This is a genomic window from Streptomyces sp. V3I8, assembly GCF_030817535.1.
In the GTDB taxonomy this organism is placed as follows: Bacteria; Actinomycetota; Actinomycetes; order Streptomycetales; family Streptomycetaceae; genus Streptomyces.
The window spans coordinates 3523780-3549299 of sequence record NZ_JAUSZL010000002.1; the positions used below are offsets into that span (position 1 = coordinate 3523780).

The 25520-nt window shown below is 71.5% G+C and carries 22 protein-coding genes; 6 read left to right on the forward strand and 16 right to left on the reverse strand.

Annotated elements, in window-relative coordinates; genetic code table 11:
- Positions 1–30 precede the first annotated feature (30 nt).
- Both QFZ75_RS15360 and QFZ75_RS15365 read right to left on the reverse strand, forming a co-directional pair.
- Positions 31–2202: a serine/threonine-protein kinase gene (locus QFZ75_RS15360; RefSeq protein WP_307537385.1), complete on the reverse strand. Its 2172-nt coding sequence runs from the start codon at positions 2200–2202 to the stop codon at positions 31–33.
- 286 nt (positions 2203–2488) lie between these two features.
- Entirely contained in the window at positions 2489–4195 is a 1707-nt protein-coding gene (locus QFZ75_RS15365; protein WP_307537386.1) for a glycerol-3-phosphate dehydrogenase/oxidase, read from the reverse strand.
- Between the two features lie 287 nt (positions 4196–4482).
- Between QFZ75_RS15365 and QFZ75_RS15370 the strand changes: the two genes are divergently transcribed.
- A complete protein-coding gene (locus QFZ75_RS15370) occupies positions 4483–5688 on the forward strand; it encodes a nucleotide sugar dehydrogenase (RefSeq protein ID WP_307537388.1) in 1206 nt (401 codons plus the stop codon).
- Between the two features lie 402 nt (positions 5689–6090).
- Here QFZ75_RS15370 and QFZ75_RS15375 read toward each other — a convergent pair whose 3' ends face one another.
- The 4 genes from QFZ75_RS15375 to QFZ75_RS15390 all read right to left on the reverse strand — a co-directional run bounded on the left by QFZ75_RS15375 (position 6091) and on the right by QFZ75_RS15390 (position 10505).
- Positions 6091–7215, reverse strand: a complete 1125-nt coding sequence (locus tag QFZ75_RS15375; protein ID WP_307537389.1) for a GuaB3 family IMP dehydrogenase-related protein — start codon at positions 7213–7215, stop codon at positions 6091–6093.
- Positions 7216–7338: 123 nt separating this feature from the next.
- Positions 7339–8844 carry an IMP dehydrogenase gene (guaB, locus tag QFZ75_RS15380; protein ID WP_307537390.1) on the reverse strand — a complete coding sequence of 502 codons (1506 nt, stop codon included), beginning with the start codon at positions 8842–8844 and terminating at the stop codon, positions 7339–7341.
- Between the two features lie 190 nt (positions 8845–9034).
- Complete coding sequence (locus QFZ75_RS15385; RefSeq protein WP_307537392.1) at positions 9035–9622, reverse strand: sigma-70 family RNA polymerase sigma factor; 588 nt, start codon at positions 9620–9622, stop codon at positions 9035–9037.
- Positions 9623–9893: 271 nt separating this feature from the next.
- Positions 9894–10505 carry a response regulator transcription factor gene (locus QFZ75_RS15390; RefSeq protein WP_003948568.1) on the reverse strand — a complete coding sequence of 204 codons (612 nt, stop codon included), beginning with the start codon at positions 10503–10505 and terminating at the stop codon, positions 9894–9896.
- A gap of 380 nt (positions 10506–10885) precedes the next feature.
- On the opposite strand from QFZ75_RS15390, the gene QFZ75_RS15395 reads away from it, so the two are divergent.
- Complete coding sequence (locus QFZ75_RS15395) at positions 10886–11209, forward strand: WhiB family transcriptional regulator (RefSeq protein ID WP_307537394.1); 324 nt, start codon at positions 10886–10888, stop codon at positions 11207–11209.
- Positions 11210–11263: 54 nt separating this feature from the next.
- On the opposite strand, the gene QFZ75_RS15400 is transcribed toward QFZ75_RS15395, so the two are convergent.
- On the reverse strand, positions 11264–12178 hold the full coding sequence (locus QFZ75_RS15400; RefSeq protein ID WP_307537396.1) for a LysR family transcriptional regulator: 915 nt from the start codon (positions 12176–12178) through the stop codon (positions 11264–11266).
- A gap of 80 nt (positions 12179–12258) precedes the next feature.
- Between QFZ75_RS15400 and QFZ75_RS15405 the strand changes: the two genes are divergently transcribed.
- Positions 12259–12936: an MOSC domain-containing protein gene (locus QFZ75_RS15405; RefSeq protein WP_307537398.1), complete on the forward strand. Its 678-nt coding sequence runs from the start codon at positions 12259–12261 to the stop codon at positions 12934–12936.
- A 76-nt stretch (positions 12937–13012) separates the two neighbouring features.
- Positions 13013–13786 (forward strand): SDR family oxidoreductase, encoded by a 774-nt coding sequence (locus QFZ75_RS15410; RefSeq protein ID WP_307537400.1) that lies wholly within the window; start codon positions 13013–13015, stop codon positions 13784–13786.
- Between the two features lie 118 nt (positions 13787–13904).
- Here the strand turns inward: QFZ75_RS15410 and groL are convergent, their stop codons facing one another.
- From groL to QFZ75_RS15430, 4 genes are all read right to left on the reverse strand, one after another.
- Entirely contained in the window at positions 13905–15530 is a 1626-nt protein-coding gene (gene groL / locus QFZ75_RS15415) for a chaperonin GroEL (RefSeq protein ID WP_307537402.1), read from the reverse strand.
- Positions 15531–15649: 119 nt separating this feature from the next.
- Entirely contained in the window at positions 15650–15958 is a 309-nt protein-coding gene (groES, locus tag QFZ75_RS15420) for a co-chaperone GroES (RefSeq protein WP_307537404.1), read from the reverse strand.
- 365 nt (positions 15959–16323) lie between these two features.
- The gene (locus QFZ75_RS15425) at positions 16324–17109 is read right to left on the reverse strand and encodes a polysaccharide deacetylase family protein (protein WP_373465876.1); all 786 of its coding nucleotides are present in this window, start codon (positions 17107–17109) and stop codon (positions 16324–16326) included.
- Complete coding sequence (locus QFZ75_RS15430) at positions 17106–18074, reverse strand: polysaccharide deacetylase family protein (RefSeq protein WP_373465877.1); 969 nt, start codon at positions 18072–18074, stop codon at positions 17106–17108. Before QFZ75_RS15430 ends, QFZ75_RS15425 begins: the two co-directional genes overlap by 4 nt.
- Before the next feature lie 90 nt (positions 18075–18164).
- Here QFZ75_RS15430 and QFZ75_RS15435 point away from each other — a divergent pair, with 90 nt between their 5' ends.
- The gene (locus QFZ75_RS15435; protein ID WP_307537406.1) at positions 18165–19370 is read left to right on the forward strand and encodes a methyltransferase domain-containing protein; all 1206 of its coding nucleotides are present in this window, start codon (positions 18165–18167) and stop codon (positions 19368–19370) included.
- Here the strand turns inward: QFZ75_RS15435 and QFZ75_RS15440 are convergent.
- From QFZ75_RS15440 to QFZ75_RS15450, 3 genes are read right to left on the reverse strand one after another with little or no spacing between them, the layout of a single operon-like run.
- Positions 19367–20554 (reverse strand): dipeptidase, encoded by a 1188-nt coding sequence (locus tag QFZ75_RS15440; protein ID WP_307544505.1) that lies wholly within the window; start codon positions 20552–20554, stop codon positions 19367–19369. The two genes, QFZ75_RS15435 and QFZ75_RS15440, sit on opposite strands and share 4 nt — an antisense overlap.
- 14 nt (positions 20555–20568) lie before the next feature.
- Positions 20569–21096 (reverse strand): 5-(carboxyamino)imidazole ribonucleotide mutase, encoded by a 528-nt coding sequence (gene purE / locus QFZ75_RS15445; RefSeq protein WP_307537408.1) that lies wholly within the window; start codon positions 21094–21096, stop codon positions 20569–20571.
- On the reverse strand, positions 21093–22253 hold the full coding sequence (locus QFZ75_RS15450; protein WP_373465878.1) for a 5-(carboxyamino)imidazole ribonucleotide synthase: 1161 nt from the start codon (positions 22251–22253) through the stop codon (positions 21093–21095). The genes purE and QFZ75_RS15450 overlap by 4 nt, the downstream gene beginning before the upstream one ends.
- A gap of 203 nt (positions 22254–22456) precedes the next feature.
- Between QFZ75_RS15450 and QFZ75_RS15455 the strand changes: the two genes are divergently transcribed.
- Positions 22457–23017, forward strand: coding sequence for a GtrA family protein (locus QFZ75_RS15455; protein ID WP_307544507.1), 561 nt, complete (start codon positions 22457–22459; stop codon positions 23015–23017).
- 155 nt (positions 23018–23172) lie between these two features.
- Here the strand turns inward: QFZ75_RS15455 and QFZ75_RS15460 are convergent, their stop codons facing one another.
- Complete coding sequence (locus QFZ75_RS15460) at positions 23173–24444, reverse strand: ATP-binding protein (RefSeq protein ID WP_307537410.1); 1272 nt, start codon at positions 24442–24444, stop codon at positions 23173–23175.
- A 156-nt stretch (positions 24445–24600) separates the two neighbouring features.
- Entirely contained in the window at positions 24601–25278 is a 678-nt protein-coding gene (locus QFZ75_RS15465) for a response regulator transcription factor (RefSeq protein WP_307537412.1), read from the reverse strand.
- Positions 25279–25520 lie beyond the last annotated feature (242 nt).

A 25520-nucleotide genomic window follows, 5' to 3' on the forward strand; every position in this document is an offset into this window, starting at 1 on the left:
AGATACCAGATCTCCATTGTCTCGTGACCCTCAGGACTTCGGTTCGAACGACTTCGTCAGCGTCCGCCACGTCTCCTCACGGAGCTCGGTGCCCCATTTCGAGGCCTTCGCGGTGTACATGAGCGCATATCCCTGGCTGCCGTCGACGACGAAGCCGCGGTCTATGGACCGGTATTGCGTGCCGCTCTCCACGTAGGTGAATTCCCAGTCGGCCGTGTTCCAGCCGCGGTAGTCCACCTTCTCTATTCGAATCCGCTCGTACTGCGACCGCCGCATGAACCTCTCTTGGTTCTTCCAGTCGGCCACCGGGTCGGACTTGGGCGTCGTGGTCCAGCCGACCAGCAGCTTCTGTCCGTCGGGACCGGCGAACCGGGCGCCGGCCGCACTGGTGGACTGGTATTTCCAGCCCTTCGGCAGACCGATCGAGAAGCCCTGCCCGTCCTTGTGCGTCGACTCGACCCCGCTGCCCGAACCGCTGCCGGAGCCGTCCTGCGAGCCGCCCGAGTCGTCCGACTCGCCGGAAGCGCTCGCACTGGGCGAACTCTCCTCGGTCGCGCCGCCGGAGGAGGAGCCCGCCTTGCCGTCGTCGTCCTTGCCCGTGCCGCTGCCCTCGTCCTGCTTGGTGTCGCTTCCCGCGTTCGCGCCGCTGGATGTGGAAGTGTCGGCTCCGCCCTTGTCGCCCTTGGAGGCCGAGCCGTCGTCGCCACCCAGCGTGACGGCGAGGATCGTGCCCAGCACGGCCAGCGCCACGACGACGGCGACGATCACCAGCGAGCGCCGGGACACCACATCGGTGAGCGGCGCCCGGGACGTGGTGGTCCGCGCGGGCGCACCGCCGGAACCGCCCGAACTTCCGCCGACCGCACTGGAGTTCAGTACGGCAGCGGCATCCCGGTGCTGCGCGGAAGCGGCCGCACCGGTTCCCTCGGCGCCGGTCCCCCCGGCTGCGGTCCCCCCGGCTGCGGCCCCCGTCGCGGCGGCGGCCGGGGCGGAGCGGGCCCCGGAGGCGGGGCCCGGATCGCCGGCGGACGCGGAGCGCGCGGGGGCGCCCGGCGCCGCCGGGGCGGAGGCCGCGCCGGCCGGTCCGCCCGGTGCCTGCGCCGGCCGGTCCGCGGCGACCCCGGTACCGGCGGCTCCGGCGGCGGCGACAGCTCCTGCCGCCGCACCCTTGCCCTTGGCCTTGCCCTTGCCCTTGCGTGCGGAGCGCAGCGCCCCGCGCAGCCGGTCCGCGGGTTCCTCGCTCTTCCTGCCGCCGCCCGGGGTCCCCTTCTTCGCCCGGTCCTGCGCGGGGATGTCCGGCAACGGCACGATCTTCGTCGCGTCCACCGGCTCCGGCTCGTCCTCGGGCTCGGGCGTGTTGATCACCTCGGTGAGCATCGCCCGTGCCCCGGCGTCGTCGAGCCGCTGTTCGGGGTCCTTGACGAGGAGGCCGTAGATCACGTTCTCCAGCGGGCCCGCGTTCTTCGGCTGCTCCACCGGCTCCGTCATCACCGCGGTGAGCGTGGCGATGGCGGACCCCTTGTCGTACGGCGGTACGCCTTCCACCGCCGCGTACAGCAGGCCGCCGAGCGACCACAGGTCGGCCGCGGGGCCCGGCTTGTGTCCCCGGGCCCGCTCCGGCGAGATGTACGAGGGCGCGCCGACCAGCATGCCGGTCGAGGTGATGGACGGGTCGCCCTCGACCTGGGCGATGCCGAAGTCCGTGAGCACGACCCGGCCGTCCTCGGCGATGAGCACGTTCGACGGCTTCACGTCGCGGTGCAGGATGCCCTCGCGGTGCGCCGAACGCAGCACGTCCAGGATGGCGAGGCCGACCTCCGCCGCGCGCTTCGGCGTGAGCAGCCCGTCCTCACGGATCACCTCGGCGAGGGACTTGCCCTCGACGAGTTCCATCACGATCCACGGCCGGTCGTCCTCGTCGACCACGTCGTAGACGGTCACCGCGCTGTTGTTCCGGATCCGCGCGATCGCCTTGGCCTCGCGGAAGGTCCGGGTGATCAGCCGGCGCTTCTCATCCTCGTCGATGCGCGGCGGCAACCGCAGTTCCTTCACGGCGACCGTGCGCCCCAGCGTCTCGTCCTCCGCCCGCCACACGGTGCCCATGCCGCCGCGGCCGAGGACTCCCCCCAACCGGTACCGCCCGGCGAGGAGACGTCCATTATCGTCCTGACGGGATGCTCCCGCCCGCTCCGCCTCCGACATGCGTCCCCTCATGCAACCCGCCCTGACAGAGCCTCCATTGTCACCCACTCGGGCACCGTCCGGTGCCCCGGGTGCCCCTGGTCCGAACAGTGCTTCCCGAGTTGTCCCTCTTCCTGCCCCCGCCTGCCGTCCGACGCGGCTCGCCACCGTGCGGCGGGGCACCGGCCGTTGCCCCGGTGGCCGTTGAAGATGCGCGTACCCCGTTCGCCGCCGCGGAAGCGGAAGTCGGCGGGCGGAAGTCGGCGGGAGACCGACGACCGCACCCGCGGCGGCCCACGCCCGCGCCCTACAACGGCACGATGTCCGGCGCCCCCAGCCTGGCCGCGTCGGCCGTCAGGTCGTCCGGCTGGCGCTGGGACTCCCGTTCCGCCTCCACCCGCTTCTGGTAGTGCTCGACCTCGCGCTCGATCTGGTCCTTGTCCCAGCCCAGTACCGGCGCCATCAGCTCGGCGGCCTCGCGCGCGCTGCGCGTGCCCCGGTCGAACGTCTCGATCGAGATGCGCGTGCGCCGCGTCAGCACGTCGTCGAGGTGGCGCGCGCCCTCGTGCGAGGCGGCGTAGACGATCTCGGCGCGCAGGTAGTCGTCGGCCGCGGGCAGCGGATCGCCCAGCGTGGCGTCCGCGGCGATCAGGTCGAGCACCTCCTCGGCGAGCGATCCGTACCGGTTCAGCAGGTGTTCCACGCGCACCACGTGCAGGCCGGTGCGGGCGGCGATGCGCGCCCGCGCATTCCACAGGGCCCGGTAGCCCTCGGCGCCGATCAGCGGGACGTCCTCGGTGACGCACTCGGCGACCCGCTGGTCGAGGCCGTGCACCGCCTCGTCCACCGCGTCCTTGGCCATCACCCGGTACGTCGTGTACTTGCCGCCCGCCACGACCACGAGCCCGGGTGCCGGATGCGCCACGGTGTGCTCGCGCGACAGCTTGCTCGTGGCGTCCGACTCGCCGGCGAGCAGCGGCCGCAGTCCCGCGTACACCCCCTGGACGTCGTCACGTGTCAGCGGCACCGCGAGGACCGCGTTCACATGCTCCAGCAGGTAGTCGATGTCGGCGCTGGACGCCGCCGGGTGCGCCTTGTCCAGGTCCCACTCGGTGTCCGTCGTCCCGACGATCCAGTGCCGGCCCCAGGGGATCACGAACAGCACGGACTTCTCGGTGCGCAGGATCAGCCCGGTCGTCGAGGTGATCCGGTCCTTCGGGACGACCAGATGAATGCCCTTGGAGGCCCGGACGTGGAACTGGCCCCGGTCCCCGACCATCGCCTGGGTGTCGTCCGTCCACACGCCGGTGGCGTTGACCACCTGCTTGGCGCGGATCTCGTACTCGCCGCCGCCCTCGACGTCCTGCACCCTGGCGCCGACCACGCGCTCGCCCTCGCGCAGGAAGCCGGTCACCCGCGCGCGGTTCGCGACCTTCGCCCCGTACGCCGCGGAGGTGCGCACCAGGGTCGCCACGTAGCGGGCGTCGTCCATCTGCGCGTCGTAGTACTGCAGCGCCCCGACCAGCGCGTCCTTCTTCAGCGCGGGGGCGACGCGCAGCGCGTGCCGCCGGGTGAGGTGGCGGTGCATCGGGAGGCCGCGGCCGTGACCGCGCGCCATCGACATCGCGTCGTAGAGCGCGACGCCCGATCCGGCGTACAGCCTCTCCCACCCCTTGTGCTGCAGGGGGTACAGGAACGGGACGGGCTTCACCAGGTGCGGCGCGAGTCGCTCCAGCAGGAGCCCGCGCTCCTTCAGCGCCTCGCGGACGAGCGCGAAGTCGAGCATCTCCAGGTAGCGCAGGCCACCGTGGACCAGCTTGCTCGACCGGCTCGAGGTGCCCGAAGCCCAGTCACGCGCCTCGACCAGGCCGGTGGACAGACCGCGGGTCACGGCGTCCAGGGCGGTGCCGGCGCCGACCACGCCCGCTCCCACGACCAGCACATCCAGTTCGTGCTCGGCCATCGCCGCGAGTGATTCGGCACGCTCCGTCGGTCCCAGTGTCGCTGTCCGCACAGTTGCCTCCCGCTGTCTGTCGCGCCGGGCTCACCCGTACGGCGAGGCCCCGCTCACATCCCCCATGCCCAAATTCTGACCGTGTTCCCCGACATCGGCCACCACCGGCGGTCCGCCTGTGGATATCTCCGGGCGACTCCCGGAGAAACGCAACCGGACAATCCCGCATATCGGTCATATTTACTCCTAGTCTGACATTGCGCTCGCCCGTTCTGTCCACAGGGCTTGCGCCCTCGTCCCACTCCGGCTACTCCCACTCCGGCTACAGGGAAGGACGGCCCACCGCCATGCCCGCAGACCTCGCCGTCATCGGCCTCGGCCAGCTCGGCCTGCCCCTGGCCCAGGCCGCCGCGACCACCGGCATCGCCACCCTCGGCTACGAGTGCGGCGACCCCGCGCCGCTGGCCGCCGCCGACCTGCGCCGGATGCTCTCCACGGGATTCCGGCCGGCCACCGACCCGGCCGGACTCGGCCGCGTACGCACCGCCGTCATCTGCGCCCCGACCCCGCGCGGCGCGGACGGGACGCTCGACCTGGGGCAGGTGGCCGACGCCGCCCGCACCCTCGCCGCGCATCTGCGCCCGCACACCACGGTGATCCTGGAGTCCCCCGTGTATCCGGGGACCACGGAGGAGTTCCTGCGCCCCCTCCTGGAGGAGGGCTCCGGGCTCCGCGCGGGCCGCGACTTCCACCTCGCGTACTCGCCCAGCCGGGTCGATCCCGGCAACCGCGACCACGGCCCCGCCAACACGCCGAAGGTCATCGGCGGGCTCACCCCCGCCTGCACCGAGTCCGCCGCCGCGTTCTACGGCCGCCTCACCGACAAGGTCGTCCGCGCGCGTGGACCCCGCGAGGCGGAGACCGTGCAGCTCCTGGAGACCAACTACCGGCACGTCAACATCGCGCTGGTCAACGAGATGGCCGTCCTCTGCCACGACCTGGGCGTCGACCTGTGGGACGTCATCCGCTGCGCCGAGACCAAGCCGTTCGGCTTCCAGGCCTTCCGCCCCGGCCCCGGGGTGGGCGGTCACGCCGTCCCGCGGGACCTCGCGGGCCCGCGCACCCGCGCCCTGCGCATGGTGGAACTGGCCCAGCAGGTCAACGACCACATGCCCCGGTACGTCATCCAGCGCGCGGCGGCGCTCCTCAACGAACACGGCAAGTCGGCCCGCGGCGCGCGCGTACTGCTCCTCGGCATCACCTACAAGGCCGACCACGCCGACCGGCAGGGCTCACCCGCCCAGGAGATCGCGACCCGCCTGATGGAACTGGGCGCCGCGGTCAGCTACCACGACCCGCACGTCCCGTCCTGGAGCGTCCTCGACCGCCCGGTCCCCCGCGTCGACTCCCTGTACGAGGCGGCGGCCGACGCGGACCTGACGATCCTGCTCCAGCAGCACCGCACGTACGACCTCCAGGGCCTGTCGGTGAAGGCCCAACTCCTGCTGGACACCCGGGGAGCGACACCCACGGGGGCGGCGCACAGGTTGTGAGAAGGGGCGCCCGAGGACGCCCCGAGCCCCTGGGACTTGTGGCGAACGGCGCCCGCCGCCCGCCGCCCGCCGCCGGCACCGTACGGAAACAGGTGGAGCCCACCGCAGGTGGCACTGCGGCAGGCTCCAGGACGGTTCACGGAGTGTCCGCCCCCAGTTGTGGGTGGGGCGGCCGCTCACCATCCGAAAATCCGCAGGATCCACCTCCTCCGGCACCTCACCGTCCACAGACGGATCCGGTCCCAGCGGGTGGGCTCGCGGTGGCGGCCCACCCGCTGGGACTCGGAACGCGAAACGCGCCCCGCCGAAGCCGTTCGAGTACGTGAAGGGGCCCGGCCGCTCGCCTCCGCGAGTGACCGGGCCCCTTCGTGTGCGTCCGCTCAGGCCGGGCGCCGCGTCATGTCAGCGCTTGTGCTGCGAGTCCGCCACCGTGACCTCGACCCGCTGGAACTCCTTCAGCTCGCTGTAGCCGGTCGTGGCCATCGCGCGGCGCAGGGCGCCGAAGAAGTTCATGGAGCCGTCGGGCGTGTGCGAGGGGCCCGTGAGGACCTCCTCGATCGTGCCGACGGTGCCGAGGTCGACCTTCTTGCCGCGCGGCAGCTCTTCGTTGATGGCCTCCATGCCCCAGTGGTGGCCCCGGCCGGGCGCGTCCGTCGCGCGCGCGAGCGGGGAGCCCATCATCACCGAGTCGGCACCGCAGGCGATGGCCTTGGAGAGGTCGCCGGACCAGCCGACCCCGCCGTCCGCGATCACGTGCACGTACCGGCCGCCGGACTCGTCCATGTAGTCGCGGCGCGCGGCGGCCACGTCGGCGACCGCGGTCGCCATCGGGACCTGGATGCCCAGCACGTTGCGCGTGGTGTGCGCGGCGCCGCCGCCGAAGCCCACCAGGACACCGGCGGCGCCCGTGCGCATCAGGTGCAGGGCCGCCGTGTACGTGGCGCAGCCGCCGACGATGACCGGCACGTCCAGCTCGTAGATGAACTGCTTCAGGTTCAGCGGCTCCGAAGCGCTCGACACGTGCTCCGCCGAGACCGTCGTACCGCGGATGACGAAGATGTCGACGCCCGCGTCCACGACGGCCTTGGAGAACTCCGCCGTGCGCTGCGGGGAGAGCGCGGCCGCGGTGACGACACCGGAGTCGCGCACCTCCTTGATGCGCTGCCCGATCAGCTCCTCCCGGATGGGAGCCGCGTAGATCTCCTGGAGGCGGCGGGTCGCGGTCTCGGAGTCCAGCCCGACGATCTCGTCGAGGAGCGGCTGCGGGTCGTCGTGCCTCGTCCACAGGCCCTCGAGGTTGAGGACGCCCAGACCGCCGAGCTCCCCGATGCGGATGGCGGTCCGCGGCGAGACGACCGAATCCATGGGAGCCGCCAGGAACGGCAGCTCGAAGCGGTAGGCGTCGATCTGCCAGGCGATCGAGACCTCCTTCGGGTCCCGCGTACGGCGGCTCGGGACGACGGCGATGTCATCGAAGGCGTACGCCCGGCGGCCGCGCTTGCCGCGCCCGATCTCGATCTCAGTCACGTGTGTGGCCTTTCCCTCTTCGGTTCTGCGCGTTCCAGTATCCCCGACACGTACGGCACACAGGGCGAGGGCGGTCCCGGAAGCCCCGGGACCGCCCTCGAACGTGTCGCTGCCGTGTCGCCGCTACTGGCCGCGGCTGTAGTTCGGCGCCTCGACCGTCATCTGGATGTCGTGCGGGTGGCTCTCCTTGAGGCCCGCCGACGTGATCCGCACGAAGCGGCCCTTGGTCTCCATCTCGTCGATGGAGGCGGCGCCGACGTAGCCCATGGTCTGGCGCAGGCCGCCGACGAGCTGGTGCAGCACGTTGCCGAGCGGGCCGCGGTAGGGCACCTGGCCCTCGATGCCCTCGGGGACGAGCTTGTCGTCGGAGGCCACCTCGGCCTGGAAGTAGCGGTCCTTCGAGTACGACTTGCCCTGCCCGCGGGACTGCATCGCGCCGAGCGAACCCATGCCGCGGTACGACTTGAACTGCTTGCCGTTGATGAAGAGCAGCTCGCCGGGCGACTCCTCGCAGCCGGCGAGGAGGCTGCCGAGCATCACGGTGTCGGCGCCGGCGGCCAGCGCCTTGCCGATGTCGCCGGAGTACTGCAGACCGCCGTCGCCGATCACCGGCACACCCGCGGCGCGGGCCGCGAGGGCCGCCTCGTAGATGGCGGTGACCTGCGGGACGCCGATGCCGGCGACCACCCGGGTCGTACAGATCGAGCCCGGTCCCACGCCCACCTTGACGCCGTCGACACCGGCGTCGACGAGCGCCTGCGCGCCGTCCCGGGTGGCCACGTTGCCGCCGATCACGTCGACGCCGACGCTCGACTTGATCTTCGCCATCCAGTTGAGGGCGTTGCTGTTGTGCCCGTGCGAGGTGTCGACGATCAGGAAGTCCACCCCGGCCTCGGCGAGCGCCTGGGCCCGCTCCAGCGCCTCGGGGCTCGCACCGACCGCGGCACCGACGAGGAGGCGGCCCTCGGCGTCCTTCGCGGCGTTCGGGTACTTCTCGGCCTTGACGAAGTCCTTGACCGTGATGAGGCCCTTGAGGAGGCCCGAGTCGTCGACCAGCGGCAGCTTCTCGATCTTGTGGCGGCGCAGCAGCTGCATGGCGTCGTTCCCGGAGATGCCGACCTTGCCGGTGACCAGGGGCATCGGGGTCATGACCTCGCGCACCTGCCGGGAGCGGTCGGTCTCGAAGGCCATGTCGCGGTTGGTGACGATGCCGAGCAGCTTCTTGTTGCCGTCGGTGACCGGCACGCCGCTGATGCGGAACTTGGCGCACAGGGCGTCGGCCTCGGCGAGCGTCGCGTCCGGGTGCACCGTGATCGGGTCGGTGACCATGCCGGACTCGGAGCGCTTCACGAGGTCGACCTGGTTGACCTGGTCCTCGATGGAGAGGTTCCGGTGCAGCACGCCGACGCCGCCCTGGCGGGCCATGGCGATCGCCATCCGGGACTCGGTGACCTTGTCCATCGCCGCCGAGAGCAGCGGGATGTTCACGCGCACGTTGCGGGAGATGCGGGACGAGGTGTCGACCGCGTTGGGCAGCACTTCCGATGCGCCCGGCAGCAGCAGCACGTCGTCGTAGGTCAGCCCGAGTGTCGCGAATTTCTCGGGCACTCCGTCGACGTTTGCAGTCATGACACCTTCCCCAAATGGCCTTGATCGGTGCGGATGCCCATGCTAACGGGAAGCGGGGCCCGCTCATTCCACGGTCGTTGCACGGCCACGGGCACCCCACGGCCCCACGACTCCGTACGGACCGGGCGGCGGCGCCGTTCACCCCGCGCCGGCGTCCACCCCGCACCGACGCCGACCGCCCCGGAAGGACCTACTGCTCCGCCAGCGCCCGCAGGCGGCTGAGCGCCCGGTGCTGCGCCACCCGGACCGCGCCGGGTGACATTCCCAACATCTGTCCGGTCTCCTCGGCCGTGAGCCCCACCGCGATCCGCAGCAGCAGGAGCTCCCGCTGGTTCTCGGGGAGGTTGGCCATGAGCTTCTTCGCCCACTCGGCGTCGCTACTGAGGAGGGCGCGCTCCTCGGGGCCGAGCGAGTCGTCCGGCCGCTCGGGCATCTCGTCCGACGGTACGGCCGTCGAGCCGGGGTGCCGCATCGCGGCCCGCTGCAGGTCCGCCACCTTGTGCGCGGCGATGGCGAAGACGAAGGCCTCGAAAGGGCGCCCGGTGTCCTTGTAGCGCGGCAGTGCCAGCAGCACCGCGACACAGACCTCCTGCGCCAGGTCCTCCACGAAGTGCCGCGCGTCACCCGGCAACCGGGACAGACGCGTACGGCAGTAGCGGATGGCGAGCGGATGGACATGCGCGAGGAGATCGTGCGTGGCCTGCTGATCGCCGTCGACCGCGCGATGGACGAGCCCACCGATCACCCCGTGGGCATCAGCCGCCTCATCGTCACGCATCGGTCCATGGTGCCCTGGTGTCGTCCTGTCCGCGGCACCGCGTCCGTAGTTGTGCACCGAAGCGTTATGAGCAGGTGCGCCGGAACTCATCTCCTGCGCCCTCCCCTCCCGCTCGACCGACTCGTTCCCGAGGAACTCCACACCTCAAGGATGCGGCATCCGCCGGGAAACGGGGATCGAGCACCCGAACAGCATCGTCCGATCCCCTGTCGGGCCCGGCCCCGCCCGCCTTCCGGCAGGCGGGGAAACCCGTACCCCCGCGGCGGTTCACCTAGCGGACCAGGCCCCACCGGAAGCCGAGCGCCACCGCGTGCGCGCGGTCCGAGGCGCCGAGCTTCTTGAAGAGCCGGCGGGCATGCGTCTTGACGGTGTCCTCGGAGAGGAACAGTTCACGGCCGATCTCCGCGTTCGAGCGGCCGTGGCTCATGCCCTCCAGGACCTGGATCTCGCGCGCCGTGAGCGTCGGCGCCGCGCCCATCTCGGCCGACCGGAGCCTGCGCGGCGCGAGCCGCCAGGTCGGGTCGGCGAGTGCCTGGGTGACGGTCGCACGCAGCTCCGCGCGGGAGGCGTCCTTGTGGAGATAGCCGCGGGCCCCGGCGGCGACCGCGAGGGCGACACCGTCCAGGTCCTCGGCGACGGTGAGCATGATGATGCGCGCACCGGGGTCGGCGGACAGCAGCCGCCGGACCGTCTCCACGCCGCCCAGTCCGGGCATGCGTACGTCCATCAGAATCAGGTCCGAACGGTCGGCACCCCAGCGGCGGAGGACTTCCTCGCCGTTGGCCGCCGTGGTCACGCGCTCTACACCGGGCACGGTCGCCACCGCGCGGCGGAGCGCCTCTCGGGCAAGCGGGGAGTCGTCGCAGACGAGGACGGATGTCATGGCCGTCCTCCGCAGCTGATGCGCGTCACCTTGGGCCTCCAGGCTGGTACGAAATCGTCACCTGTGCGGTCGACCGCCTCGGACGCCTGCCCGAGCGCTTGTTCCTTCAACCGCCTCGCACACTCAACGACGGTCACTCGAAAGAGTTACGGGGCTGTGAACCACCTTCGGCACTCTACGTGAGGGCGCGGACACGGTGGAGACACGTGCGGCAGACCCGCAAGGTTTCATCACAACCAATGCCCCATTCAGACGCTTTTCGTTCCATTTATTGGTGTCTGAGGCTAGATTCGCAATGAGTCATATTTTCATCTCCTTAGATCGTAGATGTACGGTGATGGCCACGTAACCGAGCAAAACGGCTACAAGGGGACAAAGCAATGGCAGATTTCTCCCGCCTCCCCGGTCCCAACGCGGACCTGTGGGACTGGCAGCTCCTCGCGGCCTGCCGAGGGGTCGACAGCTCGCTCTTCTTCCACCCCGAGGGAGAGCGCGGCGCGGCACGGAGCGCTCGTGAGAACTCGGCCAAAGAGGTCTGCATGAGGTGCCCGGTACGAGCGGAGTGCGCGGCACACGCCCTGGCGGTGCGCGAGCCGTACGGCGTGTGGGGCGGCCTGACCGAGGACGAACGCGAGGAACTGATGGGCCGGGCGCGCAACCGGCTGGTCACGGCGTCGGGCGGAGGCGAATCGGCACACCACTGAAGGAACGTTTCTCCGCAGCGGCGCGGCGACGTGGCGACATGCACGCGCGTGCCCCTACCGCGACCTCCGGTCCCCCGCCCCGGCCGCTCCCGCCAGCTGGTCCAACGTGGCCGCCACGGCGGGCACCTGGGCCAGATCCGGCAGCGTGAGCGCGACGATCTCCCGCCGCAGGGCAGGCTCCACCGTCACTGTGCGTGCACCCTTGGGGCGCACGGACTCGATAGCCAGTTCGGGCAGGACCGCGACGCCCAGACCGGCGCCGACCAGACCGACCACCGCCGGATAGTCGTCGGTCGCGAAGTCGATGCGGGGGGTGAAGCCCGCGCTCTCGCACACCTCGATCAGCTGGCCCCGGCAGCGGGGGCAGCCGGCGATCCACGGCTCGCCGGCGAGGTCTTCGATGGCGACGGATCCCGCCCGGGCCAGCCGGTGCCCCTCGGGGACCAGACCGACGAGCCGGTCCGTGAGCAGGGGGCGGACCACCAGGTCGTCCCACTCCTCGGCGCCCGCCGCCCCCTCGTACCGGAAGGCGAGCGTCACGTCGCAGTCGCCCTCGCGCAGCATCTCCACGGAGCGCGGCGGTTCGCCCTCCTCCAGGGAGACCCGGGTGCCCGGGTGCGCGGCGCGCAGGGCGGCGAGCGCGGTCGGTACGAGGGTGGAACTGCCGCTGGGGAACGAGACCAGGCGCACCCGGCCGGCCCGCAGACCCGCGATCGCGGCGACCTCCTCCTCCGCGGCGGTGAGTCCGGCGATGATGCCCGCAGCATGCCGGACGAGGGCCTCGCCGGCCTGGGTCAGCCGCATCTCGCGACCCGTGCGGATCAGGAGCGGGGTGCCGACGGAGGCCTCCAGCGCTTTCATCTGCTGGCTGACGGCGGGCTGGGTGCAGCCCAGTTCACGCCCCGCCGCCGAGAAGGAACCGGTCGCGGCGACGGCACGCAGGACGCGCAGATGGCGGGCCTCGATCACCCTTCGAGCATAAGCGCATCTTGGACAAGGCGAGGAATATCGCGTCGACGCTTTGGCTCGTCATCGCCTAGCGTGCCGTCATGAAGCTTCTTTCAGTGAATCTGGGCCGGCCCAGGGCCGTCGATTACACGACCCAGGCCGAGGGCCTGACCGGGATAGACAAGCGGCCGGTGGACGGGCCGGTGCGGGTGTCCGCGCCGGGGCCCAAGGGGGTCGGCGGGAGCGGTCTCGCCGGGGACGCCGTGTGCGAGCGGCGCCACCACGGCGGGGACGACCAGGCCGTGTACGCCTTCGCGCGCGAGGACCTGGACGACTGGGAACGCGAGCTGGGGCGGACCCTGACCGGCGGGACGTTCGGCGAGAACCTCACGACGGAGGGGATCGACGTGTCCGGGGCGAGGATCGGGGAGCGCTGGCGCGTCGGCTCCGAGGTCGTGCTGGAGGTGACGTCCGGGCGGATCCCCTGCCTCACCTTCCAGGGGCACCTCGGGGAGAAGGGCTGGGTCCGGCGGTTCACGCACAAGGGCGCGTCCGGCGCGTATCTGCGGGTGATCGTGCCGGGGGAGATCCGGGCGGGCGATCCGGTCGAGATCGTGCACCGGCCGGACCACGAGGTGACCGCGGCCCTCCAGTTCCGCGCGGTCACCCTCGAACGGACCTTGCTGCCACAGCTGTTGGCCGCGGGCGACGCCCTGCACCCGGAGGCGCGGGCGATCGCGGAGAAGTACGTCGAGAAGCACGGCGACGGGAACACGTGAGCGGGGCGCCGGGGGCGGCCGTCCCGCGGAACCGTTCACGGCCGGGGAGCGGGCCGCCTGTCACTAACCTTGGGCCATGACAACGGCTCTGATCACAGGATCGACGGCGGGTATCGGTGCCGCCTTCGCGCGGCGGCTGGCCGCCGACGGGCACAACCTCGTGCTGGTGGCGCGGGACACGAAGCGGCTCGGCGAGCAGGCCACGGAGCTGCACGACCGGCACGGCATCGAGGCGGAGGTGCTGACGGCGGACCTGGCGACGGACGGCGGCATCGAGGCGGTGGCCGCCCGCGTCTCGGACCCCAGGAACGCGGTCGACCTGCTCGTCAACAACGCGGGCTTCGGCAACAAGGGCCTCTACCTGGACGTCCCGATGGCGGACGAGCTGAAGATGCTCAAGGTGCACTGCGAGGCGGTGCTGCGGCTGACGTCGGCGGCGGCGGAGTCCATGCGGGCGCGCGGGCGCGGCGGCGTGGTCAACGTGGCGTCCACGGCGGCGTTCCTGCCGCGCGGCACGTACGGGGCGTCGAAGGCGTGGGTCGTGCAGTTCACGCAGGGCGTGGCGAAGGACCTGGCGGGCAGCGGTGTCCGGCTGATGGCCCTGTGTCCCGGCTTCGTGCGGACCGAGTTCCACGAGCGGGCCGGGATGGGCACGGACAACATCCCCGGCTGGATGTGGCTGGACGCCGACAAGGTGGTCGCGGCGGGCCTCGCCGACCTGGCGCGGGGCAGGTCGCTGTCCATTCCGGATCCCCGCTACAAGGCCCTGATGGGCGTGGCGAAGGTGGCCCCGCGAAGTCTGCTCGGCGGCATCAGCTCGAAGGCGGGCCGCAGGTACGGGCCGAAGTGAGCGCGGTGGCTCGGACGGCGCGAAGGCCCGGCCCCCGCCGGAGCGGGGTACCGGGCCTTCGCGGGGTGCCTCCCCGGACGTACCGTCCGGGCAGGCGCCCCCATGTGCCTGTCGGCGCCTAGTGGGAGTGGCCGTGGCCACCGTGGCCGGCGTCGCCCTCTTCCTCGGCCGGCTTCTCGACGACCAGGGTCTCGGTCGTCAGGAGCAGGGAGGCGATGGAGGCGGCGTTCTCCAGGGCGGAACGGGTGACCTTGACCGGGTCGATGACGCCGGCCTTGACCAGGTCGCCGTACTCGCCGGTCGCGGCGTTGAAGCCCTGGCCCTTGTCGAGCTCGGCGACCTTGGAGGTGATGACGTAACCCTCCAGGCCGGCGTTCTCGGCGATCCAGCGCAGCGGCTCGACGGCGGCCTTGCGGACGACGGCGACACCGGTCGCCTCGTCGCCGGTCTTGCCGAGGTTGCCCTCGAGGATCTTCACGGCGTGGACGAGCGCGGAGCCACCACCGGAGACGATGCCCTCCTCGACCGCGGCGCGGGTCGCGGAGATGGCGTCCTCGAGACGGTGCTTCTTCTCCTTCAGCTCCACCTCGGTGGCGGCGCCGACCTTGATCACGCACACGCCGCCGGCCAGCTTCGCGAGGCGCTCCTGGAGCTTCTCGCGGTCCCAGTCGGAGTCCGTGGACTCGATCTCGGCCTTGATCTGGTTGACACGGCCGGCCACGTCGGCGCTGTTGCCGCCGCCGTCGACGATCGTCGTGTCGTCCTTGGAGACCGTCACGCGGCGGGCGGTGCCCAGCACGTCCAGGCCGACCTGGTCGAGCTTGAGGCCGACCTCCTCGGCGATGACCGTGGCGCCGGTGAGCGTGGCGATGTCACCGAGCATGGCCTTGCGGCGGTCGCCGAAGCCCGGGGCCTTGACGGCCACCGCGTTGAAGGTGCCGCGGATCTTGTTCACGACCAGGGTCGACAGGGCCTCGCCCTCGACGTCCTCGGCGATGATCAGCAGCGGCTTCGAGGCGTTGGTCTGGATGACCTTCTCGAGCAGGGGGAGCAGGTCCTGGATCGAGGAGATCTTGCCCTGGTGGATCAGGATGTACGGGTCGTCGAGGACGGCCTCCATACGCTCCTGGTCGGACACCATGTAGGGCGACAGGTAACCCTTGTCGAAGGCCATGCCCTCGGTGAAGTCCAGCTCCAGGCCGAAGGTGTTGGACTCCTCGACGGTGATGACACCGTCCTTGCCGACCTTGTCCATCGCCTCGGCGATGAGCTCGCCGACCTGGCTGTCCTGGGCGGACAGACCGGCGACGGCCGCGATGTCGGACTTCTCGTCGATCGGGCGGGCGGTCGCGAGGAGCTCCTCGGAGACCGCGGCGACGGCCGCGTCGATGCCCTTCTTCAGGAGGGCGGGGGATGCGCCGGCGGCGACGTTCTTCAGGCCCTCGCGCACGAGCGCCTGGGCGAGCACGGTGGCGGTGGTCGTACCGTCACCCGCGATGTCGTTGGTCTTGGTCGCCACCTCCTTCACCAGCTGGGCACCGAGGTTCTCGTACGGGTCGTCGAGCTCGACCTCGCGGGCGATGGTGACACCGTCGTTGGTGATGGTGGGGGCGCCGAACTTCTTGTCGATGACGACGTTGCGGCCCTTGGGGCCGATCGTCACCTTCACCGTGTCGGCAAGCTTGTTGACGCCGCGCTCGAGGGCACGACGGGCGTCCTCGTCGAACTTCAGGATCTTCGCCATGGAGCTGATTCAGTCCTCTCGAAAAAACGAACAGCGCCCCAGGCGCCCGGCTTTTCAGTACTCGTGCTTCTCAGTACTCGCGGGGGCCAGGGGCGCAGTTCAAAGCAAACCTGGGTGAATTACTTCTCGATGATCGCGAGCACGTCGCGAGCCGAGAGGACGAGGTACTCCTCGCCGTTGTACTTCACCTCGGTGCCGCCGTACTTGCTGTAGAGCACGATGTCGCCGGACTTCACGTCGAGCGGAAGACGCTCGCCGTTCTCGAAGCGGCCCGGACCCACGGCAAGGACGACGCCCTCCTGGGGCTTCTCCTTCGCGGTGTCCGGAATGACCAGGCCAGAGGCGGTGGTCTGCTCGGCGTCGAGCGGCTGGACCACAATGCGGTCCTCGAGCGGCTTGATGGCAACCTTGGAGCTGGTGGTCGTCACGATCCGACCTCCCCCTTCGGAGATTACGGGGTCAACTGTCTGAGGTGGCGACCAGGTGGATCCGTCGTCGCGGGTGCCGGACCTGCCTGTCGCTATTGGCACTCTCCTGCGGTGAGTGCCAGAGCTGAGACTATGACTGCGATTAGCACTCGGTCAAGCGGAGTGCCAGTTGCCTCCGGCGGATGGCGGCAGTCCGGGCGCCCGCCCGGGCCGGGTGAACGCCCCTGGGCCGCGCCCCGGACCCCCGCCAATTCCGTCCACGGGCCCGGCGGGGGCTGCCCGCGCAGTTCCCCGCGCCCCTGGGTGCCCAAGCTCCTGGGGCCCAGGGGCGCGGGGAACTGCGCGGCGGGGGCGGGGGCAACCCGCTAGAGGTAGTCCTCCAGGCGGGCCACCGTGAGGCCCGCCTCCTGGACGCGTCGCAGGATCGCGACCGTCGCGGCCGTCAGGCCCGCGCCGTCGCCGTCCTGCGGGCAGTGCAGGATGTCGCCCGGCCGGAGCGGGTCCCCCTCGCCCGACAGGACGACCGCGGCGATCCCGCAGTCCGCCGCCGCCCGCAGCGTGTCGTCGTCGTAGTCGCCGTAGGGCGGCCGCAGGAGCCGCGGCCGGATCCCGAAGCGCTGCTTCAGCTTCTCCTGCTGGCCGCAGATCTCGGCCCGCTGGCCCGCGTACGGCAGACCCGGCAGGTACGGATGGTCGAGCGTGTGGTTCTGCACGCTCGCGCCGACCGCGCGCAGCCGGCCGAGGTACGCGTACCCCGGCCCCACCACACGGTCCGTGAGGAACACGGTGACCGGCAGCCGCAGTTCGCGCACCATGCCGACGAACCGCGGATCCCTCTCGGCGCCGTCGTCGAAGGTCAGGAAGACGACCTTGTCGCGGGTCGGCACACGGTCCACGACGGGCGGCAGACCGGGCCCCGCGGCGCGCACGGCGGGCCGCCGGACGCCGGGGCGCGGCGCCGGGGCGAGCGGCGCGCCCAGGCCCCAGCGGCGGTACGCGTCCACCGGCGGCCCGTGCGTGCGTACCTTCTGCGCGGCCTTCTTGCCCAGCCGCTCGATGGGGTCGACGGACTGGGCGCAGCCGGAGAGACAGCCGGCGAGGCAGAGCGCGGCGGTGAGCAGTGCCGCCGTGCCCCTGCTCCGCCGCCTCACAGGTAGTCCTCCAGGCGCGCCACCGCGTACCCCTTGTCGGTGACCAGGTCCAGGAAGCGGCGGACCATGTCGGGCATCGTGCCGTTCCAGTCCTTCCGGCCGCGGAAATGGCTGAGAACGATGTCCCCGGGGTGCAGGTCGCGGTCCCACTCGCGGTACTCCCAGTGGTCGACGAAGACCTCCTCGTTCCACAGGGGGGCAGCCTTGATGCCGCAGGCCCCGGCCGCGCGCAGGGTGTCCTCGTTGTAGTTGCCGAAGGGCGGCCGGAAGAGGGTCGGCCGCTTGCCGTACCGCTTCTCGATCACGTCCTGCATGCCGCAGATCTCGCGCTTCTGCCCGGCGTACGACAGGTCCGGCAGGTAGCGGTGGCGGAGGGTGTGGTTGTTCAGGACCACACCCGCGGCCTGCATCTTCCCGAAGTAGCCGTAGTCGTCCTTGACGAGGCGGTCGCTGAGGAAGGCGGTGTACGGGACCTTCAGTTCGCTCATCATGCGCAGGAACGCCGGGTCCTTCTCGGCGCCGTCGTCGATGGTGAGGAAGACGATCCTGTCCCGGGTGGGGACGGTCGTGAAGACGGGCGGCAGGCCTTCGTGGTCCTCCACCTCGAAGCCCTCACGGGTGTCGATGTGCGGCTTCCTCGCGGGGGCGGGGGGTGCGGGCAGGGGGACCTTAGCCAGGCCCCACCTCTTCGCCGCGGCGGCGCGGGCGCGCTGCTCCCGGCCGAGCCGGTCGGCCGCCTGCTGGCCCGCGGCCGGCCCGGCGTCGGCGGGGGCGGGCCGGCCCGAGCAGCCGGTGGCCAGTGCGGTGACCGTCAGCAGGACCAGGACGGTGCGTGCCGGGCGGGACGGGAGGGTGGCCGCCCGCGGGCCGGTGAGGGCCGGCCGCGCGGTTCCCCACGTGCCTGAAGGGGCGCCCACAGGGACCCCACTTCCACCCTTACCGTCCTCTTGTCGCACAAGTCGCATGGGGCCGGATACTCGCAGGTCAAGGGCGCCTCCCCGGCCCGACACCGCCGTCGCGCGCGTGCCGTCCATCGACTGGCCCACAATGGGGCGGTGAACGACCTTGATCCGGTGGCCTCCTTCGGTGCTCTGCTCACGTCCGAGGGACGTGCCCTTCTCGACGCGGTCCGGGGGACCGAACCCGCCCAGGAGCTGGCCGTGGCGACGCGGCTGCGACGCGAGCACCCCGTCGGGCTCGTGTCGGCCGCCCTCGCGCAGGGGCGGCTGCGGCAGCGGGCCGTCGTGAAGTTCGGCGCGGCGGACGCGGACCGGATGTTCTTCACGCCGAACGGGGTCGAACAGTCGACCCGGGCGAGCGTGGCCGCGTACCGCGCCGCGCGGTTCGGGGAGCTCGGGGTGCGGTCCGTGGCCGACCTGTGCTGCGGCATCGGCGGGGACGCGATCGCGCTGGCCCGGGCCGGGATCCGGGTCCTGGCCGTCGACCGGGACCCGCTGACCGCGGCCGTGGCCCGGGCGAACGCCGCGGCGCTCGGCCTCGACGGGCTGATCGAGGTGCGCGAGGCGGACGTCACCGAGGTCGACACCGCCGGGTACGACGCCGTGTTCGTGGACCCGGCGCGCCGGGGCGGGCGGGGACGCGTCTTCGACCCCGAGGCCTACTCGCCGCCGCTGTCGTGGGCCGTGCGGGCCGCCCGCGCCGCACCGGTCGCCGCGCTCAAGGTCGCCCCCGGCCTTCCGCACGAGGCCGTCCCCGCCGAGGCGGGCGCCGAGTGGATCTCCGACTCCGGGGACGTGAAGGAGGCCGTGCTGTGGTTCGGCACGGGGGAGGGGGGTTCCGTCCGCGCCACCTTGCTGCCCGGACCGCGCACCCTCCCCGGCCGCGGGCTGCCCGATCCCGCGGTGCGGCCCGTGGGGCGGTTCCTCTACGAGCCCGACGGCGCCGTCATCCGCGCGCACCTCGTCGCCGAGGTGGCCGCGGAACTGGACGGCGGCGGGCTGGTCGACGAGACGATCGCGTACATCACCGCGGACTCCGCGACGGCCACCCCGTACGCCACCGCCTACGAGATCACCGACCGGCTGCCCTTCGGCCTCAAGAAGCTCAAGGCCCTCCTGCGGCAGCGCGAGGTGGGCGTCCTGACCGTCAAGAAGCGCGGATCGGCGGTCGAACCGGAGGAGCTGCGGCGCAGGGTGAAGCCGCAGGGGCCGAACTCCGCGACCGTGTTCCTCACGCGCGTGCGGGGCGCCCCGACCATGCTCCTGGGGCACCCCGTCACGTTCGGCGACCGGGACGGCTAGCCGTCCAGCTGCTCCAGGGTCGCGTTCGACGGACCCCGGCGGGACCGCTCGTCGCGCGCCACGTCTTCCGCGGCGCCCAGGACCCGTACCGAGTTCTGCCAGGTCACCTTGGCGAGGTCCGCCCTGGACCAGCCGCGGTCCAGGAGCTCCGCGATCAGGTTCGGGTAGCCGGAGACGTCGCCGAGGCCCTCGGGCGTGAACGGCGTGCCGTCGTAGTCGCCGCCGATGCCGAGGTGGTCGACGCCGGCCACCTCACGCATGTGGTCGAGGTGGTCGGCGACCGTCGAGGCGGTCGCCACGGGGCGCGGGTGGGACTCCTCGAAGGCGCTGTGGACCTTCATCGCCTCGGCGGTCGAGTCGAGGTGGTGGAAGCCCTTCTCGCGCATGTTCTCGTCCGCGGCGACCGTCCAGTCGACGGCCGCCTGCAGGACGAACTTCGGCACGAACGTCACCATCGCCACGCCGCCGTTGGCCGGCAGGCGCTCCAGGACGTCGTCCGGGATGTTGCGCGGGTGGTCGCAGACCGCGCGCGCGGACGAGTGGGAGAAGATCACCGGCGCGGTGGACGTGTCCAGCGCGTCCCGCATGGTCGTGGCGGCCACGTGGGAGAGGTCCACCAGCATGCCCAGGCGGTTCATCTCGCGGACGACCTCGTGGCCGAAGGGCGACAGGCCGCCGACGGCCGGCTCGTCCGTCGCCGAGTCCGCCCACGCGATGTTGTCGTTGTGGGTGAGGGTCATGTAGCGGACCCCCAGCTCGAAGAGGCCGCGCAGGGTGGCGAGGGAGTTGTCGATCGAGTGACCGCCCTCGGCGCCCATCAGCGAGGCGATCCGGCCCTCGGCGCGGGCCGCCTCCATGTCAGCGGCGGTCAGGGCGGCGCGCAGGTCCGCCGGGTGGCGCTCGATCAGCTGCCGTACGCAGTCGATCTGTTCGAGGGTCGCCGTGACCGCGCCGGGCAGGTCCGAGCGCACGTACACCGACCAGTACTGCGCGCCGACGCCGCCCGCGCGCAGCCGCGCCAGGTCGGTGTGCAGGTGGGCGCTCTGGTCGCCGGCGATGTCGCGGGCGTCGAGGTCGTAGCGGACCTGCTCGCGCAGCGCCCAGGGGAGGTCGTTGTGCCCGTCGACCACGGGGAACTCGGCGAGGAGTGCGCGGGCGTCGTCGAGGGAGGCCGTGTTCGTCACTTCTGTCACTTCCGTCACTTCCCGAAGCCGAAGCCGTTGCCCGTGCCGCTGTCGACCTTGGAGCGCAGCCGCTTGCCCTTCTCGGTGGCCTGGTCGTTCAGCTCCTGCTGGAAGTCACGCATCCGCCCGAGGAGCTCCTCGTCGTGCGTGGCCAGGATGCGGGCGGCGAGCAGGCCCGCGTTGCGCGCGCCGCCCACCGAGACCGTGGCGACCGGGACACCGGCCGGCATCTGGACGATCGACAGCAGCGAGTCCATGCCGTCGAGGTACTTCAGCGGGACCGGCACGCCGATCACGGGCAGCGGGCTGACCGAGGCGAGCATGCCGGGCAGGTGCGCCGCGCCGCCCGCGCCGGCGATGATCGCCTTCAGGCCGCGGCCGGCCGCCTCCTCGCCGTACGTGATCATCTCGCGCGGCATCCGGTGCGCGGAGAGCACGTCCACCTCGTACGCGATCTCGAACTCGTCGAGGGCCTTCGCGGCGGCCTCCATGACGGGCCAGTCGGAGTCCGACCCCATGACAATGCCTACGACAGGGCTCATTCGGTGATCGTTCCTCTGAGGTAGCCGGCTGCGTGACGGGCGCGCTCCAGCACGTCGTCCAGGTCGTCGCCGTAGGTGTTGACGTGGCCCACCTTGCGGCCGGGCTTCACGTCCTTTCCGTACATGTGGATCTTGAGCTGGGGATCGCGGGCCATGCAGTGCAGGTACGCGGAGTACATGTCGGGGTAGTCGCCCCCGAGGACGTTGACCATGACCGTCCAGGGCGCGCGCGGGCGCGGGTCGCCCAGGGGCAGGTCCAGGACCGCGCGGACGTGGTTGGCGAACTGCGAGGTGATCGCGCCGTCCTGGGTCCAGTGGCCGGAGTTGTGCGGGCGCATGGCCAGTTCGTTGACGAGGAGGCGGCCGTCCCTCGTCTCGAAGAGCTCCACGGCGAGGTGGCCGACGACGCCCAGTTCCTTCGCGATGCGCAGGGCCAGCTCCTCCGCCCGGAGCGCGAGTTCGTCGGCGATGCCGGGCGCGGGCGCGATCACCGTGTCGCAGACCCCGTCGACCTGCTGGGACTCGACCACGGGATAGGCGACGGCCTGGCCGTGCGGCGACCGTACGACGTTGGCGGCCAGCTCGCGCGCGAAGTCGACCTTCTCCTCGGCGAGGACCGGGACGCCGGCCCGGAAGGGGTCCTCGGCGTCGGCGGCGGACCGGACGACCCACACGCCCTTGCCGTCGTAGCCGCCGCGGACGGTCTTGAGGACGACGGGGAAGCCGTCCCCCTCGGCGCCCTCGGTGAGGCCTTCGGCCGCGAACGCGGCCACGTCGGCCGGATCGCTCACGATCCGGTGCCGCGGGCACGGCACGCCGATCCCGACGAGCTTCGCGCGCATCACGCCCTTGTCCTGGGCGTGCACGAGCGCGTCGGGGCCGGGGCGTACGGGGATGCCGTCCGCCTCCAGTGCCCGCAGATGCTCTGTGGGTACGTGTTCGTGATCGAAGGTGATCACGTCGCAGCCCCGCGCGAAGGCCCGCAGCGTGCCGAGGTCGCGATAGTCGCCGACGACGACCTCGCCGGCCACCTGCGCCGCGGAATCCTGGGGGGTGTCACTGAGGAGCTTGAACCTGATGCCGAGCGGGATGCCAGCCTCGTGCGTCATACGAGCGAGCTGACCGCCGCCGACCATGCCGACTACCGGGAACGTCACGCCTCCAGGGTATCGGCCGTTTCGAGCCACTCCTGTCGCGCGCCTGTCACGCACGTGATCGCCGGAAGTTCCGCGGCCCGTCACATCCCGGCCACATCTTCGAGTCCGGGCCGGGCACCCGGAGGACCCGCTGGTTAGCATGGCCAGGTCGACGAAGGTTGACGAACACGAGGTATCCGACGAGACGGGGGCTGGGCGACACCATGGGCAAAGGTGGCAAACGCAGGTCCCGTGTCCGGCCACCGAGCGCCGTCCGTGTCCGGATCGACCGTCTGACCAGGGAAATCGCCAAGTTCGGCGCGGTCGGCGGAGCGGGACTGCTGGTCAACCTGATCACCTTCAACCTGGTGCGCAGTACCACCGACCTCCAGGTCGTCCGGGCCAGTGTGATCGCCACGGTCGTCGCGATCGTCTCGAACTACATCGGTTTCCGCTACTTCACGTACCGCGACCGCGACAAGAGCGGCCGTACCAAGGAGATGACGCTGTTCGTGCTGTTCAGCGCGATCGGCCTGGTCATCGAGAACGGTGTGCTCTTCGCCGCCACGTACGGCCTGGGCTTCGACAGCCCCCTGGCGAGCAACGTCTTCAAGTTCGTCGGCATCGGCGTCGCGACGCTCTTCCGCTTCTGGTCCTACCGCACCTGGGTCTTCCGGGTGGCCCCGGCCCACGAGGCGGTCTCCGGCGCCGAATCGTTCCTGACCCCCTCGGCCCCCCGGCTCCAGGAGGACCCCCCGTCCCGCCAGGTCCAACGGGTCCGCTAGGACCACCAGGGATACGGGAAACGGCGCAATCCTTTGTCCTTAGCCTTTGCCTTTGTCTTTTAGGGGCGCGGGGAACTGCGCGACCAGCCACGACGGCGCCGCACCCACCCACGACACGCACCCGACACGCACCCCACGCCAGACCGAGGGGACCGCTACCGCACGGTGGGCGCATCCCCCTCCCGCGGAACCCGAAGCGGCGTACGCGACAGGAACAACCCGAAAACGGGCGGCTGCGCCTGAAGCATCTCCAGCCGCCCCCCGTCCGCCTCCGCGAGGTCCCGCGCCACGGCGAGCCCGATCCCCGTGGAGTTGCGCCCGCTGATCGCCCGCTCGAAGATCCGCGCCCCCAGGTCGGCCGGCACCCCCGCCCCCTCGTCGGTGACCTCGATCACGGCCTGGTTGCCGGTGACCCGCGTCCGCAGGGCGACCGTCCCCCCACCGTGCATCAGTGAGTTCTCGATCAGCGCGGCCAGGACCTGGGCCACGGCCCCGGGCGTCCCGACGGCCTGCAGATGGTGCTTGCCGGAGCTGACGATGGCGCGCCCGGCGTTGCGGTAGGCCGGGCGCCACTCCGCGAGCTGCTGCTTGATGACCTCGTCGAGGTCGAAGGTGACGGCGGACCCCGTACGCGGATCACGGGCGTTCGTCAGCAGCCGTTCCACCACGTCGGTGAGCCGCTCGACCTGCCCGAGCGCGATGGCGGCCTCCTCCTTCACCGTGCCCGGGTCGTCGGTGAGCGTGATCTCCTCCAGCCGCATGGACAGCGCGGTCAGCGGCGTACGCAGCTGGTGCGAGGCGTCGGCCGCCAGGCGCCGCTCGGCCGTCAGCATGCGGGCGATGCGCTCGGCGGAGCTGTCCAGCACGTCCGCGACCCGGTCCAGCTCGGGCACCCCGTACCGCTTGTGGCGCGGCCGCGGGTCCCCCGAGCCCAGCCGTTCCGCGGTCTCCGCGAGGTCGGTCAGCGGGGAGGCGAGCCGGTTGGCCTGGCGGACCGCGAGGAGCACGGCGGCGATCACGGCCAGCAGGGCCACCGCGGCGATGATCAGCAGGGTCCGGCCGACCTCGCGGGTGACGGCCGAGCGGGCCTCCTCCACGGTGACCGTCTCGCCCTCCTCGCCCGTGCGGCTGGAGGTGATGACGTCGCCGGTGGGCTCGGTGCCGATACGGATCGTGTCGCGGCCCGGGATGCTGATGCGCGCGAACCGGTCGCCGGTGACCTGGTCCTTGAGAACACGGGCGTTGATCTGCTCGTCGCCGAGGATGCGGCTGTCGACGATGCTGACGAGCCGCACCGCTTCGGAGTCCACCCGTTCCTGGGCGCTGTTGCTGATCGTGCGGGTCTCGACGATGACGAGCGAGACCCCGAACACGGCGATCACGACCAGCACGACGGCGAGCGTGGAGTTGATGAGACGACGGCGCACAGGTCCCTCCGGGCAGATGGCTTCCGAACCAGTGTGACCCGGCACGCCCTTTCAGGGGCGCGGGGAACTGCGCGACGAGCCCCCACCGGCCCGCAGCCGCATGCGCACCGGCACCCGAACGGCGAAAAGGCGAACTCGGAAAGTCCGGCGGAGCGGCTAGCTCTTCTCGAAGCGGAACCCGACCCCGCGCACCGTCGCGATGTACCGCGGGTTCGCGGCATCGTCACCCAGCTTCTTCCGCAGCCACGAGATGTGCATGTCGAGGGTCTTGGTCGACGACCACCACGTGGTGTCCCAGACCTCGCGCATCAGCTGGTCGCGCGTGACGACCCGGCCGGCGTCCCGGACGAGCACCCGGAGCAGGTCGAACTCCTTCGCCGTGAGCTGGAGCTCCTCGTCGCCCATCCACGCCCGGTGCGACTCGACGTCGATGCGCACCCCGTGCGTGGCGGGCGGCTGCTGGGGCTCGGCGGCGCCGCGCCGGAGCAGGGCCCGGACCCGGGCCAGCAGCTCGGCGAGCCGGAACGGCTTGGTGACGTAGTCGTCGGCGCCCGCGTCCAGACCGACGACGGTGTCCACCTCGTCGGCGCGCGCGGTCAGGATGAGGATCGGCACGGTCTGGCCCTCGGCGCGCAGCCGCCGGGCCACCTCCAGGCCGTCCATGCCGGGCAGCCCGAGGTCGAGCACGACCAGATCTATACCGCCCTGGATGCCGGCGTCGAGCGCGGTGGGTCCGTCCTCGCGCACCTCGACCTCGTACCCCTCACGGCGCAGGGCGCGAGCCAGGGGTTCAGAGATGGACGCGTCGTCCTCGGCGAGCAGTACTCGGGTCATGAACTGATGGTAGTCCGCTGCGGACCGGCGCAGGGAGGGTGATCGACATCCGTGGCCCGCACGGGCGGCACGGGACACACGCCCTTGCGATTGGTGATGAAGATCCACTAACGGCCTTCGATTCGGACGCGCAGCCCCATCCGAACCTGTGATCCATCTCTCAAGTCATGCCATATGCGTCCTTGACATGGAGCATGGCCTTATGGTGACCAGACGCCTGTAGCACCACACAGGGACCTTTG